Source organism: Sphingomonas sp. Ant20, assembly GCF_000783375.1.
GTDB lineage: Bacteria > Pseudomonadota > Alphaproteobacteria > Sphingomonadales > Sphingomonadaceae > Sphingomonas > Sphingomonas aerolata.
In genome coordinates this window covers 1-13,055 of the sequence record NZ_JRVI01000065.1, presented here as the reverse complement: position 1 = coordinate 13,055, position 13,055 = coordinate 1, and the positions used below count along the sequence as shown (strand labels likewise).

Annotated in this window: 17 protein-coding genes and 1 pseudogene; 13 read left to right on the top strand and 5 right to left on the bottom strand. The window is 64.7% G+C overall.

The genetic code is table 11. The annotated features are described in order from the left end of the window. Positions 1–225: 225 nt before the first annotated feature. A complete protein-coding gene (locus NI18_RS25670; protein WP_198526999.1) occupies positions 226–417 on the bottom strand; it encodes a hypothetical protein in 192 nt (63 codons plus the stop codon). 469 nt (positions 418–886) lie between these two features. Here NI18_RS25670 and NI18_RS24325 point away from each other — a divergent pair, with 469 nt between their 5' ends. The 13 genes from NI18_RS24325 to NI18_RS10560 all read left to right on the top strand — a co-directional run bounded on the left by NI18_RS24325 (position 887) and on the right by NI18_RS10560 (position 11,398). After that, on the top strand, positions 887–1,660 hold the full coding sequence (locus NI18_RS24325) for a GGDEF domain-containing protein (RefSeq protein WP_128082187.1): 774 nt from the start codon (positions 887–889) through the stop codon (positions 1,658–1,660). A gap of 75 nt (positions 1,661–1,735) precedes the next feature. Further along, a complete protein-coding gene (locus NI18_RS10605) occupies positions 1,736–1,933 on the top strand; it encodes a hypothetical protein (RefSeq protein WP_031439975.1) in 198 nt (65 codons plus the stop codon). Between the two features lie 97 nt (positions 1,934–2,030). Further along, a complete protein-coding gene (locus NI18_RS10600) occupies positions 2,031–2,270 on the top strand; it encodes an exodeoxyribonuclease VII small subunit (RefSeq protein ID WP_031394986.1) in 240 nt (79 codons plus the stop codon). Positions 2,271–2,277: 7 nt separating this feature from the next. After that, positions 2,278–3,177 carry a polyprenyl synthetase family protein gene (locus NI18_RS10595; protein ID WP_031439974.1) on the top strand — a complete coding sequence of 300 codons (900 nt, stop codon included), beginning with the start codon at positions 2,278–2,280 and terminating at the stop codon, positions 3,175–3,177. 21 nt (positions 3,178–3,198) lie between these two features. Next, positions 3,199–3,720, top strand: coding sequence for a pantetheine-phosphate adenylyltransferase (gene coaD / locus NI18_RS10590; protein ID WP_031439973.1), 522 nt, complete (start codon positions 3,199–3,201; stop codon positions 3,718–3,720). Positions 3,721–3,836: 116 nt separating this feature from the next. Further along, positions 3,837–4,559, top strand: a complete 723-nt coding sequence (locus NI18_RS10585; RefSeq protein ID WP_031439972.1) for a peptidylprolyl isomerase — start codon at positions 3,837–3,839, stop codon at positions 4,557–4,559. Positions 4,560–4,566: 7 nt separating this feature from the next. Next, a complete protein-coding gene (queA, locus tag NI18_RS10580; protein WP_037529894.1) occupies positions 4,567–5,622 on the top strand; it encodes a tRNA preQ1(34) S-adenosylmethionine ribosyltransferase-isomerase QueA in 1,056 nt (351 codons plus the stop codon). A 7-nt stretch (positions 5,623–5,629) separates the two neighbouring features. Continuing rightward, complete coding sequence (locus tag NI18_RS10575; RefSeq protein ID WP_037529892.1) at positions 5,630–6,073, top strand: calcium-binding protein; 444 nt, start codon at positions 5,630–5,632, stop codon at positions 6,071–6,073. A gap of 11 nt (positions 6,074–6,084) precedes the next feature. Continuing rightward, entirely contained in the window at positions 6,085–7,218 is a 1,134-nt protein-coding gene (tgt, locus tag NI18_RS10570) for a tRNA guanosine(34) transglycosylase Tgt (protein WP_306286359.1), read from the top strand. Between the two features lie 361 nt (positions 7,219–7,579). Continuing rightward, positions 7,580–8,446: a pitrilysin family protein gene (locus NI18_RS26915; RefSeq protein WP_306286358.1), complete on the top strand. Its 867-nt coding sequence runs from the start codon at positions 7,580–7,582 to the stop codon at positions 8,444–8,446. Further along, positions 8,443–9,021, top strand: a complete 579-nt coding sequence (locus NI18_RS26910) for a hypothetical protein (protein WP_306286357.1) — start codon at positions 8,443–8,445, stop codon at positions 9,019–9,021. The genes NI18_RS26915 and NI18_RS26910 overlap by 4 nt, the downstream gene beginning before the upstream one ends. Further along, positions 9,003–10,292 carry a pitrilysin family protein gene (locus NI18_RS26905; RefSeq protein ID WP_306286356.1) on the top strand — a complete coding sequence of 430 codons (1,290 nt, stop codon included), beginning with the start codon at positions 9,003–9,005 and terminating at the stop codon, positions 10,290–10,292. Before NI18_RS26910 ends, NI18_RS26905 begins: the two co-directional genes overlap by 19 nt. 167 nt (positions 10,293–10,459) lie before the next feature. Next, positions 10,460–11,398: a cell wall hydrolase gene (locus NI18_RS10560; protein ID WP_306286355.1), complete on the top strand. Its 939-nt coding sequence runs from the start codon at positions 10,460–10,462 to the stop codon at positions 11,396–11,398. A 76-nt stretch (positions 11,399–11,474) separates the two neighbouring features. On the opposite strand, the gene NI18_RS23330 is transcribed toward NI18_RS10560, so the two are convergent. The 4 genes and pseudogenes from NI18_RS23330 to NI18_RS10540 all read right to left on the bottom strand — a co-directional run. Next, positions 11,475–11,699, bottom strand: coding sequence for a hypothetical protein (locus tag NI18_RS23330; RefSeq protein WP_056405216.1), 225 nt, complete (start codon positions 11,697–11,699; stop codon positions 11,475–11,477). Between the two features lie 103 nt (positions 11,700–11,802). Continuing rightward, a complete protein-coding gene (locus NI18_RS10550) occupies positions 11,803–12,015 on the bottom strand; it encodes a cold-shock protein (protein ID WP_031394996.1) in 213 nt (70 codons plus the stop codon). Positions 12,016–12,264: 249 nt separating this feature from the next. Continuing rightward, a pseudogene (locus NI18_RS10545) lies at positions 12,265–12,677 on the bottom strand (hypothetical protein). A 74-nt stretch (positions 12,678–12,751) separates the two neighbouring features. Further along, on the bottom strand, positions 12,752–13,055 hold a 304-nt coding region (locus NI18_RS10540), incomplete at its 5' end, for a DUF3597 domain-containing protein (RefSeq protein ID WP_037529889.1).

Below are 13,055 nucleotides of genomic sequence, written 5' to 3'. Positions count from 1 at the left end.
ATGCGGTGGGTCATGGTCTTGCTGCTGTGGACGCTCAGCCTGGTGACTGCACCGCCCGCCGCCGCGACCGCCTTCCCTCTGGCGACCTGTCTCGTCCGCGCAGCACCCGGCATGACGGCGCCGTCCCTGTTCAAGACGCCGGAACGATTCGACTGCACCACCCCACAGCGCCGATTCGGCCCGGGTGATTTCTGGGTCCTGTCACAGCCGCTTCCCGCCGCTCAGCTACGCGGCACCAGCGTGCGTATCGGCAGTATCTGGATGACGCGCATCACGCTCTATGTCCGCTATGCCGATGGTGCGATTCGCCATGTCGGCGTCACGCCAAAAACCGCCCATGAGATCCTGAACCTCGGCGCCGTCCTCTCGCAACCGCTGCCGCGCCATGACGCGCCACCGGTACGTCTCCTGTGGCATGTCGAAGGCGCCACGAACCTTCGCGGCGTCATCCTGCAGCCGGCACTGGCGGATCATGGCGAGGCGGCGACGACCGAGATCGTGCGCGGCGCACTTTACGGCGCGTTTGCCGGCATGGCGATCGCGCTGATCGTCTACAATCTGGCGCTCTGGGGAGCGCTTCGCCAGTCCTTCCAGCCAATTTACTGCCTGCTCGTCCTGTGCCTTCTGGCCTATGTATCGACGTCATCAGGTGCTGCGGGCCAAGTCTTTACGGGCCTCGACAATAACGACCGCCAGCGGCTCAACATACTGTTCCTGGCCGCATCCGCCAGCACAGCACTCCTTTTCGCCCGCAGCTTTTTCGAACGCGCCGTGTTTTCGGGTTGGGTACGGCCGCTCAGCAGTGCGGTGATGGTCGGGCTGGTCGGCATGGCGGGGCTCTGGGTTATGCTCGCCCCCCCGCGCGATCCATGTCCTCGATACCGGCATGTCGATCGCATATCTGGGGTTCATCGGGGTTGTAGCGATCATCCTGTGGCGCGCGTGGCGCGTCCGCAGCAATTATCTGTGGTTGTTTGCGCTTGCGTGGGGTGCACCGATCGTCATGTCCGGGCTTCGCATCGCCAGCAGCTTCGGGATGGTCGAGCCGAGCCTGCTGGTCGACAATTCGACGGTCATCGCGATGGCGATCGAGGCGCTTCTGTCGAGCACGGCGATTGCCTATCGCATCCTGTTGCTGAGCCGCGAACGCGACGCTGCGCGGGAACAGGAGATCGCGGCGCGCCTGCTCGCCGATACTGACCCGCTGACCGGCCTGCTTAATCGTCGCGCCTTCCTGGCACGCGCGATTGGCCGCCCCGGCGAGCAGACGCTGCTGATCGCCGACATCGACCATTTCAAGCGGGTCAACGAGACGATCGGTCATGATGGCGGCGACGAGGTGTTGCGGGCCTTCGCCCGTGCGCTCCGCAGCGCACTGCCAACCGATACGCTCATCGCGCGAATTGGTGGCGAGGAGTTTGCTATCCTCGTCGATGCCTCGACATCGGTTTCGCCCTGCGCAATCCGCGACCGTGTCCGCGGCCAGTCGATGCCGTACGATATCACCGTCACCGCCAGCATCGGTACATGCACCGGCCCCCTGTTGCACGACGCCGACTGGAAGACGCTCTACCGCGACGCCGACCGCGCCTTGTTCGAGGCCAAAGCGGCGGGGCGCGATCGATCGCGAAGCGCGGTCAGCCTCGTCTCGGCCGCCTGAATGCGGTGCCTGGTGCCGCGGCTTGTCAAAGCGGATTGACGACGTCAGGATGCAGCTTCCGCCGGGGGAATGACGATGCGTAATCGTAAGGCTGGCCTCGCTGTCGCAGCGCTGGTGCTGACGCTCGCAGTAATGCCGCGACCGACGGCGGATATCCGCCTCATCACGCATGACCCGTCCGACCCCGCGCCGCACAGGATGCAGGCTGCCGTCGACCTGGGGCTGATCGGCATATCGGTGCTTTACACCTGGACCGTCGACCGGTTGCGCTAGAATTCGCGGCAAACTCGGCGCGTGCCGGTCACGGCATAGCCTCCGCCGTCGACGCGTCCTTGACCCCCCGTCGCGCGCCTGCTCCATAGCAGCACGCATGGAAACGCCGACCGAAGACCTCTCATTCGAAGAGGCATTGAAAGAGCTGGAGACGATCGTGGGGCAGCTCGAGCGTGGCGATACGCCGCTGCAGCAGGCGATCGAGCTTTACGAACGCGGCAACAAGCTGCGCCAGCGTTGTGCCGATCGGCTCGACGCTGCGCAGGCGCGGATCGAAGCGATCCGGCTCGATGCCGAGGGTAAGCCGGCTGGGGTTCGCCCCTTTGCGGCAGGTTGAGCCGCGCATGACGACCTTGCCGCAATCGCTGGCAGAAGCGCTCGCGGAGGTTTCCGCAGAGATCGACGCGCAGTTCGACGTCCTTCTGGCGATCCCCAAAGATCCGCGTGCGGACCTGTATCGCGCGATGCGTCATGCCGCGATCGGCGGCGGCAAGCGGCTACGCCCGTTGCTCGTTTTCGCGACCGCCAGTCTGTTTGGGGTCGACCGTGCTTGTGCGGCGCGGGTGGCCACGGCCATCGAGGCGATCCATGTCTATTCGCTGATCCATGACGATCTCCCGGCCATGGACGACGACGACATGCGTCGTGGCAAGCCGACCGTCCACAAGATGTTCAGCGAAGCATGCGCGATCCTCGCAGGTGACTGCCTTCACGCGCTGGCGTTCGAGATCCTCGCCGACCCGTCAACGCACCCCGATCCGTTCGTGCGCGCCGATCTGGTGCTCGACCTTGCCAAGGCGTCCGGCCCGACTGGCATGGCCGGCGGCCAGATGATGGATCTCGAGGCGGAGAATGCCCGGTTTGATCTCAACACTGTCACCCGGCTTCAGCAGATGAAGACCGGTGCGCTGATTTTGGCGTCCGTCGAAGCAGGCGCCATTCTTGGCAGGATTGCGCCCGAGGGCCGGGTTGGCCTGCGCGGCTATGCGCACGACCTGGGACTTGCCTTTCAAATTGCTGACGATCTGCTCGATGCCGAAGGCGATGAGACGGCGGCGGGCAAACGTCTCCGCAAGGATGCCGGTGCGGGCAAGGAGACATTCCTGTCGCTGCTCGGCGCGGAGCGCGCGCGTGAACAGGCCCGCATGCTTGTCGAGCAGGCGATCGCGCATCTGCACAGCTATGGCCGCGAGGCCGATCTGCTCCGCGAGATCGCACGCTTCGTGCTTGATCGCGACCGCTGACCTCTTCCGGAGACACCGACCATGACGGCAAGCCAAGAGACCGTAAGGGTCGGTGTTTACCCGGGTACGTTCGACCCGATCACGCTAGGCCATATGGACATCATCCGGCGTGGCGCGAAGCTCGTCGACCGGCTGGTCGTCGGCGTCACGACGAACGCCTCCAAATCGCCGATGTTCACGATCGAGGAACGCATGGCGATGGTGAGGCGTGAGGTAGACGGCGTGGCCGGCGAGATCCACGTGGTCGCGTTCGACTCATTGTTGATGGATTTTGCCGAGCGCGAAGGGGCAAAGGTCATCGTCCGCGGTCTGCGTGCCGTCGCCGACTTCGAATATGAATATCAGATGGCGGGGATGAACCAGCAGATCAATCCGCGGGTCGAGACGGTGTTCCTGATGGCGGATGTCGCGCTGCAGCCGATTGCGAGCAAGCTGGTCAAGGAAATCGCGCTCTTCGGCGGGGACATAGCCAAATTCGTGCCGCCTGCCGTCAGTGAAGAGGTCATTGCCCGCGTCAATCAGATCGGCCGCAAGGGAAGTTGACGCGCGCGGGACGCCAGTCGGCAGACGATGTTCAGTTTGGCGCAAGCACGGATTTGTTCTAAGCGGCGGGCTTCAAGGTCGGCCCCGGCCTCATGGCCAATGCGAGTAGGGATTTGATGCGCTTTTTCGCCGGTATGTTTGCGATCCTCGGGTGCCTCGTCGCGGCGCCTGCGTCCGCCCAGATCATCGATCCCGCCGTTGCCGGACGCGCTACCCCGCCGTTGACGACGGACACGCAGAACCTGCTGCTGCTTGACCTGTCGACGGGGGGCCGGGTCACGATCTGGCTTCGTCCCGACGTCGCCCCTTTGATGGTCGAGCGCATCAAAACCCTGACCCGGCAGCATTTCTACGACGGCCTGGCGTTTCACCGGGTGATCGACGGGTTCATGGCACAGGGCGGCGATCCAAAGGGTGACGGTACCGGTGGCTCACCCCTGCCCGACGTGAAGGCCGAGTTCAATTATCTGCCGCACGTTCGCGGCGCGGTGTCCGCGGCGCGTTCGGAAAAGGAAGACAGCGCGAACAGCCAGTTCTTCATCGTCTTTCAGCCGCGCCTCAGCCTCGACAAGAAATATACCGTGTTCGGCCGGGTGATCGACGGCATGCAATATGTCGACGCCATTGAGCGCGGCGAGCCGCCGGCAAACCCCTCGCGTATCCTGCACGCCTATATCGCTGCGGACAGCCCACCGGCCTATGTCGCCGCGCCCGTTACCCCGCCACCGGCACTGGGCGTGCCTGTAACCCTGCCGGGGACCGGCAGCAGCAAGTCGAGGCCAGCACCGGCGGTCGTTGCAAAGCCCAAGCTTGCCAAGAAGGCCCCCGCGAAGAAGTGAGAATCCGTTGAACGTCGACCTTTTCGACTTCGACCTGCCGACCGACCGTATCGCACTCCGGCCCGAAACGCCGCGCGATGCCGCACGGCTGTTGGTCTTAGACGGGGATGCAACACGCGACCTGCGCGTCACGGATCTGGCTGGACAGCTGCGTCGCGGCGACCTGCTGGTGTTCAACGACACGCGGGTCATTCCGGCGCAGCTCGAAGGGCGTCGTGCTGGGATCGAGCAGGACGGGCAGCTCTCGTCCGGGGCGAAGATCGGGGCGACGCTGCACAAGCGCGAGGGGCCGCGGCGCTGGCGCGCCTTCATTCGAAATGCGCGCCGTCTGCGCGATGGGGATCCGATCGATTTTGGCAACGGCGCCGTCGCCCGGGCGGTCGACCGGGCAGAAGACGGCAGCTACGCGCTCGAATTCGCAGGCGACGAACCGATCGAACTGCTGCTCGATCGCGCGGGGCGAATGCCCTTGCCTCCCTATATCGCGGCGAAGCGCCCGACGGACGCGCGCGACGCCGAGGATTACCAGACAATGTTCGCCGCCGAGCCCGGCGCGGTCGCGGCGCCGACCGCGGCGCTGCACTTCACCCCATCGGTGATGGCGGCGCTCGAGGCTGCGGGCATCGGGAAGGCAACGCTGACGCTGCACGTCGGTGCGGGCACGTTCCTGCCGATGAAGGTGGACGATACCGACGATCACCAGATGCATGCCGAATGGGGCCGGATCGATGCCACCACGGCGGACCAGCTGAATGCGGTGCGCGCCGCCGGCGGCCGGGTGATCGCGGTCGGCACGACATCGCTGCGACTGATCGAGAGCGCGACCGGTGACGACGGCATCATCCGCCCGTTTGAGGGCGACACGGCGATCTTCATCACGCCGGGCTACCGCTTCAAGGGGATCGATGGCCTGATGACCAATTTCCACCTTCCGCGATCGACGTTGTTCATGCTGGTATCGGCGCTGATGGGACGCGAGCGGATGCAGGCCGGCTATGCGCATGCAATTGCGGCCAAGTATCGCTTCTACAGCTATGGCGATGCCAGCCTGCTGCTGCCATGACCGGCCCATGTTGATCCCGTTGATTCTGGCCTTGCAGGTCGTGCCTTCCGCTGGGATCGCGCAACCGCCCGCAACGATCTTTGCCGAACCGGCCGCAATGCTGATCGCCGCCTGCGATGCGGATCGCGACGCGCGGGTGACCAGGCCCGAACTCGACGCTTGCCTCGCGCGGAGCTTTGCGGGTGCCGAGGGCAGCACGACGGGTAAGATCGGCTATATCGCCTATGCCGACTGGTCGCTGAAATGGCTTGGCGATCGCAACGCCCTGCCCAGCCCCTTCGAAGTCGATCGCGACGGCGACAACGCGATCACCCTTGCCGAACTTCAGGCCCGATTTGCGCAGTTCTTTCTCCGCTTCGACCGCAACCGCGACGGCGTACTCGTACGCGAGGAACTGCTGACGATCAGGAGCTTCGCCCCCAACGCCCCACCGCGCGGCAAGCGCCGTTAATGGATCATCCCGTGTCCCCACGTTTCGACTTCACGATTTCCGCCACCGATGGCGCAGCACGCACGGGCCAGATCGCGATGCAGCGCGGCGTGATCCGTACCCCCGCCTTCATGCCGGTCGGCACCGCCGCGACGGTCAAGGCGATGAAGCCCGACGACGTGGCGGCCGCCGGGGCCGAAATCATCCTTGGCAATACCTATCATCTCATGCTGCGTCCGGGCGCGGAACGCGTCGCGCGACTGGGCGGGCTTCACGGCTTCATGGGCTGGTCGAAGCCCATCCTGACCGACTCGGGCGGGTATCAGGTGATGAGCCTTGCCGATCTTACCAAGCGGTCCGAGGAGGGCGTGTCGTTCAAATCGCATCTGGACGGCACCCGGCACCTGCTCAGCCCCGAACGGTCGATCGAGATCCAGCGTTTATTGGGGTCGAACATCGTCATGGCGTTCGACGAGCTTGTCCCGACGACCTCCACGCGGGAGGTTCAGGCCGCCGCCATGGAACGATCGATGCGCTGGGCGAAGCGATCACGCGATGCCTTCGATGCAGGCGGTGCGCATGCGGAGAACAACGCGATCTTCGGAATCCAGCAAGGCGCGCTGAATGAGTCGTTCCGCAGATCCTCGGCGGACGCGCTGATCGATATCGGCTTTGATGGCTATGCGGTCGGCGGATTGGCGGTCGGCGAAGGACAGGAGGCGATGTTCGGATGCCTGGATTTCGCGCCGGGACAATTGCCCGCCGATAAACCCCGCTACCTGATGGGCGTCGGCAAGCCTGATGATATCGTGGGCGCTGTCGAGCGCGGAATCGACATGTTCGATTGCGTCATGCCGACCCGGTCAGGGCGAACCGGCCAGGCGTTCACGCGCAAGGGGCCGATCAACATCCGCAACGCCCGGTTTGCCGAGGACCAGTCGCCGCTGGCGGCCGACTGTGCCTGCCCGGTCTGCGCCACTTGGAGCCGGGCCTATCTGCATCATCTCGTCCGCGCGGGCGAGATGCTGGGCGCGATGTTGATGACCGAGCACAATATCTGGTTCTACGAAACGCTGATGGCAGATCTGCGCGCTGCGATCGCCGCCGGCACATTGACGAAGTTCGCAAATGATTTCCGAGCGGAGTATGGTCGGAAATCGAGTTAGGAGAGTGACGTGACCGATCCCATCACAACGGCTGCCGACGACGATACCCCCAACGAAATCCTCGCCGCAGCCAAGGAAGCAAAGCTTCACGCCGAAGCCGCGGCAAAGGCGCGACCGTAGAGAAAGCGAAGACCTGGCCACTTGCGAAGATCGGGCTTGGCGTCGGCATAGGCTCAGCCGCCATCGCCGGCGCGGTGCTTTTTAACCGCTCGCGTACCCAGAAGTAAGGACACAGATGCGCCTCCTCCGCTCCGCCTTGCTGCTTGGTGCAGCCTGTTGTCCTGCAGCGGTGGTGGCGCAGTCCGCCCCCCCAAAATCTACGTCGAACGTTTCCGTAAAGCCGCTCGCCTTCACTGAGCGCGTGCTGGCCAACGGTTTGCGTGTCTACGCCATCCGGGACACGGCGACACCCAACGTGTCGGTCCAGGTCTGGTATGACGTCGGGTCGAAGGACGATCCCAAGGGCCGGTCCGGCTTTGCCCATATGTTCGAACATTTGATGTTCAAATCGACCCGCAACCTGGTGTCAGAACAGATGGACCGGCTGACCGAGGACGTCGGCGGCTATAACAACGCATCGACCAACGACGACTATACAAACTATTACGAGGTGGTGCCGGCCAATCACTTGCAGCGTCTGCTGTTCGCCGAAGCCGACCGAATGGCGAGCCTTGTGGTCGAACCCAAGAGCTTCGCCTCCGAACGCGACGTCGTGAAGGAGGAGCTTCGCCAGAGCACGCTGGCCCGGCCCTATGGCAAGCTGTTCTCACTCTATTATCCCGCGCTTGCCTATGTACGACATCCCTATGCACGTGGCACAATCGGCAGCCTGGAAAACCTCGAAGCCGCCGGCATCGACGACGTCCGCGCCTTTCATGCAACCTATTACCGACCCGACAATGCGGTTCTGGTCGTCTCGGGCAATTTCGAGCCTGCACAGCTGGACCGGTGGATCGACACCTACTTCGCCCCCATCAAGAAGCCGAGCGGGGAAATTCCCCGGGTGACGGTCGCCGAGCCGGCCCGTACCCAAGCCGTGACGCGTACCGTCTACGAGCCCAACACGCCGCTCCCCGCGGTGCTGATCAGCTATCATATTCCGGCGGACCGCGCTGCCGACATCCCCGCGCTCAGTCTCCTGAAAGCGATATTGTCGGAGGGCGAGAGCTCGCGGCTCTACGAAAGCGTCGTCTACCGCGATCAACTCGCACAGTCCGCGGACGCATGATCGACAGCAAGCAGTCGACTGGCAATCTGGTCGTCTATGCCATCATGGCCGGGGGCAAGAGCGTTGACGCTGGCGAGGCCGCGCTCAAGCGAGAGATCGCACGGCTGCGCGATGCCCCCGTCACGCCTGCCGAACTGGCCGAGGCGAAGAACGAAATTCTGACAGCGTCGATCATCGCCCGGGAAACCGCCGAAGGAAAGGCGAGCACCCTTGCGTCATCGGTGATCGTGGATGGTGATCCGCGCGCCGCAGACCGCCAGCTCGCGGCTATTGCGCAGGTCACGGCCGCAGATATCCAGTGCGTCGCACGGACCTATCTGGCTGACGCGCAATCCGCGACGATCCGGTATCTCCCGCTCGATGCCAAGCCGGCCGCGACGCGGGTCGCGACGATCGATGTGGCCCCCACCGTCCGCGTCGCCGATCTTAAGGCGCCTGCCAGCGTCGAGATTGTTACCCCCGCCGCCGAAGGACAGCGCGTCCTTCCCCCCGCCCCCCGGTACACCGATTTCGCCGACCCTACCCCAGCCCGATCTCGACCCAGCTCGCCAATGGCATGCGGCTTATCACCGTAGAGCGGCACGATCTGCCGATCGTCACCGCCTATCTCGTTACCGGTGGCGGCGCGGCAACCGATCCTGCTAATCGGGCAGGTGTCAGCAGCCTGGCGGCCGAGTTGCTGACCAAAGGCACGCGCACGCGGACGGCCACGCAGATTGCGCGGCAGATCGAAGGGCTCGGCGGATCGATCGGCAGCGATGCGGGCAGCGACGGTGCCGCCGTCGATGTCACGGTGAAGGCGGATCAGCTCTCCCCTGCCCTGTCGATCCTTGCCGATGTAGCGATGCACCCCGCGTTCGCGCTCGACGAAATCGAACGGGCACGGACGCAGCAAATCGACGCGGTATCGCTCGCGCTCAAGAATCCGGCGCAGCTTGCCGCACTGGTCGCCGACCGGGCGGTTCTCGGCGCGTCCGCCTATGGCGCACCGATCGGCGGCACCCCGATCTCGTTGAAGGCGATCACCCGGGCCGACATCACCGCGGCCTATGCGCGCAGCTTCAGCCCCGATCAGGCTACGCTCATCATGGTCGGCGACGTCACCGCAGCGCAGGCGAAGACGCTGGCCGACGCCCAATTCGGCCCCTGGAAGAAGACCGGCGCGGCGACGACACCCGCCATGGCGATCGATTACCCGGCGCCTCGCGTGATCGTCGTCGACATGCCCGATGCGGGCCAAGCTGGCGTCGTCGTCGCCCGGCCGGCGATCGCACGTACCGACCCCCGCTATTATTCGCTAGCGGTAGCGAACACCGTGCTTGGCGGAGGCTTCTCTTCACGATTGAACCAGGAAATCCGGATCAAGCGCGGTCTGGCCTATGGCGCAGGCAGCACGCTGGACGCGGGGAAGACACAGGGAACGGTTGCCGCGCGGACACAGACCAAGAACCCTACCGCAACGGAAGTCGTCTCGCTGATCGCAGCGGAGCTGGCGGGCATGGGCAAGGCGCCCGTATCCCCGGGCGAACTGGAGACACGCAAGGCGGTACTTGTCGGGAATTTCGGGCGCGGGATCGAGACGACGTCCGGCGTGGCGGGAATTCTGGGATCCTATGTCCAGAACGGCGTCAGCGTCGATGAACTGCAGCAGTTTACGGCAAAGGTTGGCGCAGTTGATTCCGCGTCGGTCCAAACCGCAGCCGCGGCGCTGCTCGATCCCAAAAAGGCCAGTATTGTGGTTGTCGGCGATGCCAGGCAGTTCGCCCCCTCGCTCCGTCAAGCCTACCCGCAGACCGAGCTGATCCCCGAGGCTGCGTTAAAGCTCGATACCGCCGCACTTAAATGACTCTCGTCGGGAGGACCGCGGGCATTCGGTAGCGGAACGGTAGGGTTTCCTGCGATATGGCTGGCCGTCTTTGATGACGGTGGCGCAAGGATAGCGGGATTTTGAACACGACGCGCTGGGCCTCCCGGTCATCGAGACGTCGATGGTTGCCGGTGGCCATATCCGGCGTGATCGCGTCGACCGCGCTGTTTGCGCACGCGGCGTTCCGCTACGCGCCAAGGGATGCCGGGACACCTCTGCGCGGCGGTGATGGCGAGGGGCCCCATAGCAATGCCCTCAAGAGCATTCCCGGGGACTTTGGGGCTCCCGTCCCCGGGGTGACGGGAACGACCGCCCTCCCCAAGGTGCCCAGTTCCGTTGATATTCGTACAGGGGATCCCGGCATCGTGGCGGCGCGTCCCTTTTCAATGACGAGGACCAGCGCGGCGGACCGGGCGCGGGCGTTGTTCTGCCTGACGACTGCGATCTATTACGAGGCCGCATCCGAGCCCGATGCCGGGCAACGCGCGGTTGCTCAGGTCATTCTCAATCGTGTCCGCCATCCCGCCTTCCCGGCAAGCGTCTGCGGCGTGGTCTATCAGGGGCCGCATTCGGGCGGGGCACCGACTGCATGTCAGTTTAGCTTTGCCTGTGACGGTGCCACCGCGCACGCGCCGGCCAGGTTTGCCTGGGTCCGGGCTGAGCGGAATGCGGCGATGGCTTTGGCGGGCTATGTCTACACTCCGGTCGGACTGGCAACGCATTATCATACCTATGCCGTCACGCCGCCCTGGAGCCGTAGTCTGGTGATGACGGCGGTCGTCGGTGCACATTTCTTCCACCGGTGGCGAGACTATTGGGGCACCGTTGCTGCCTTTAACCAGCACTATCTCGGTCACGAGCCCGTGCCAGGCGGGGCCACCGGCGCGGCATTTGCAGTACTCTCGACCACAGCGCTGCCTGATAGCGCGGGTGGCACCAGAGGCGATTCAGGTCCGGCTGACACCATGTCGGCGACGGTTCCAACAAGTGCGGTCGCTCGTGCGTCGACGCCAATCGAAGCGGATCGATTACCGCCCGCGCCGGAAATCCTCGACAAATGGAAGGATACAGGTGGAGTGCGCTGACGGTGCGGCGTGTAGCCACGCTCAAACGCTAAATATGGAAACGGCCGCCGATGGCGGCGGCCGTTCTAAGCCGATCTTATTCGGCGGGGATCATCGTGGTATTTGCCATGCGCTCGCCACCGGGAGGGGCAGCTTCGCGGGCGGCGCGCAACGTCTGCGTGCGCTCGGCACGGTTGGCCATGTCATCCCAGGCCTTTTCGGCGCGGCGGCAGCGGTCGCGGACATTGTCGAGCGAGGCGGCATCGCCATTGCGACGCTCTTCTTCAGCGCGGGCCCGGTAGAATTCTGGATTATCGGCCATGCTGCTGCGCTCCTGAGGACCTAGAGGAAGTAGGCGCGGCGACCAGAGGGGTCGCCGCGCCGCAACCGAAATCAGTCATCGGCGGACAAGTCCGCCGACAGCCTCAGTCGGCCGGCTGGAGGTTCACAGCCGACTGCTTGCCGCGCTTGTCGGGCTCGAGCTCGTAGGTGACGCGCTGGTTCTGGTTCAGCGTCGGCATGCCGGCGCGCTCAACCGCGGTGATGTGCACAAATGCATCGTTGCCACCGCCATCGGGAGCGATGAAGCCATAGCCCTTGTCGGCGTTGAAGAACTTTACGGTGCCAGTGATAGCCATGCGATGGCTCCTTCTTTGTTATGGGGCAATCCGAGGTTCGGACCGCCCGATGCCGCGGAGCAGGGAAAGAAGGAGAAAGGTGCCGCAAAGCGCCAAGAACCGTCGATATGCGACTGTAGCAAATCTCCATATGGGCCAGACGACCCGAAATTGCAAATCTGGCGGTGTTTTTAGACGACCATTACCATCAGAAAGATCCCCCGCAGCGCCAAGGCCGGCGGCGTAACAGAACGCCGCCAGCCCCGGACATTAGCGGCAGCGTGCCGGGGTGTTGCCGCGATCGACCGCGCGTCCGGCGAGCGCGCCGCCGGCGCGCCGAGCACGGTGCCGAGCAGGCCCGAACCGCCCGGTGCGATCACGTTACCGAGCACGCCGCCGGCCACGCCGCCGACGATCAGACCGGTCGTCCCGTCGTTGCGACGGCAATAATAGCGGCCGTCATTGCCGCGGTAGATGCGGTCGTTGTTCGACAGGCGGCGTTCGCGGTAGCGGCGGTCGTCGCGGTAGTAGCGGCCGGCGTCGTAGCTGCCATAGGCAGGGTCGGGCCGGTTATAGTCGTAGGACCGATAGCGCGGGTCGACGCCGTAGCGGTCGCCGCCACCGCCGACGCAACCGGCGATCAGGGTGGAGGCAGCCATAAGGCCCAGCGTCATAGCGCGCATTTCGCGTCCTTTCAGAGGGTTGTCGGTATCACCTCAATGCTTGGCGCCGGCCTTGGTTGCCGGCGCCCGACCACTCAGTCCTGCAGACCTGCGGGAACGGTGCCGCCATTCTTGGCCAGTTCGCGCATCACGGCCTTGTGCAGCCAGATGTTCATCTCCGCGCTGCCGTCCTTCGCGCCGGTATAGCCGAGCTCGGTCGCGAGTTCCTTGCGGTTGTCGAGGCTGGAGTCGAGGTCGAGCAGCTTCATCAGGTCGACGATCGAGCTGCGCCAGTTGAGGTCCGAATTCTTGCGCGACGCCATGCCCGAGAGCACCGCCTCGACGTCGACCGGCTGGGTGGCGGCTGGGGCGGTCTGTGGAGCGGGGGCCGCCGGCGCA

What these genes read in the sequence shown, in the direction of transcription:
- NI18_RS10550 (WP_031394996.1), bottom strand. Translation starts at nt 12,015, where the DNA reads ATGGCTATCACTGGCACCGTAAAGTTCTTCAACGCCGACAAGGGCTAT.
- NI18_RS10605 (WP_031439975.1), top strand. Translation starts at nt 1,736, where the DNA reads ATGCGTAATCGTAAGGCTGGCCTCGCTGTCGCAGCGCTGGTGCTGACG.
- NI18_RS10575 (WP_037529892.1), top strand. Translation starts at nt 5,630, where the DNA reads ATGTTGATCCCGTTGATTCTGGCCTTGCAGGTCGTGCCTTCCGCTGGG.
- NI18_RS25670 (WP_198526999.1), bottom strand. Translation starts at nt 417, where the DNA reads ATGCCACAGGAGACGTACCGGTGGCGCGTCATGGCGCGGCAGCGGTTG.
- NI18_RS23330 (WP_056405216.1), bottom strand. Translation starts at nt 11,699, where the DNA reads ATGGCCGATAATCCAGAATTCTACCGGGCCCGCGCTGAAGAAGAGCGT.
- NI18_RS24325 (WP_128082187.1), top strand. Translation starts at nt 887, where the DNA reads ATGTCGATCGCATATCTGGGGTTCATCGGGGTTGTAGCGATCATCCTG.
- coaD (WP_031439973.1), top strand. Translation starts at nt 3,199, where the DNA reads ATGACGGCAAGCCAAGAGACCGTAAGGGTCGGTGTTTACCCGGGTACG.
- NI18_RS26905 (WP_306286356.1), top strand. Translation starts at nt 9,003, where the DNA reads ATGCGGCTTATCACCGTAGAGCGGCACGATCTGCCGATCGTCACCGCC.
- NI18_RS10600 (WP_031394986.1), top strand. Translation starts at nt 2,031, where the DNA reads ATGGAAACGCCGACCGAAGACCTCTCATTCGAAGAGGCATTGAAAGAG.
- NI18_RS10595 (WP_031439974.1), top strand. Translation starts at nt 2,278, where the DNA reads ATGACGACCTTGCCGCAATCGCTGGCAGAAGCGCTCGCGGAGGTTTCC.
- NI18_RS26910 (WP_306286357.1), top strand. Translation starts at nt 8,443, where the DNA reads ATGATCGACAGCAAGCAGTCGACTGGCAATCTGGTCGTCTATGCCATC.
- NI18_RS10585 (WP_031439972.1), top strand. Translation starts at nt 3,837, where the DNA reads ATGCGCTTTTTCGCCGGTATGTTTGCGATCCTCGGGTGCCTCGTCGCG.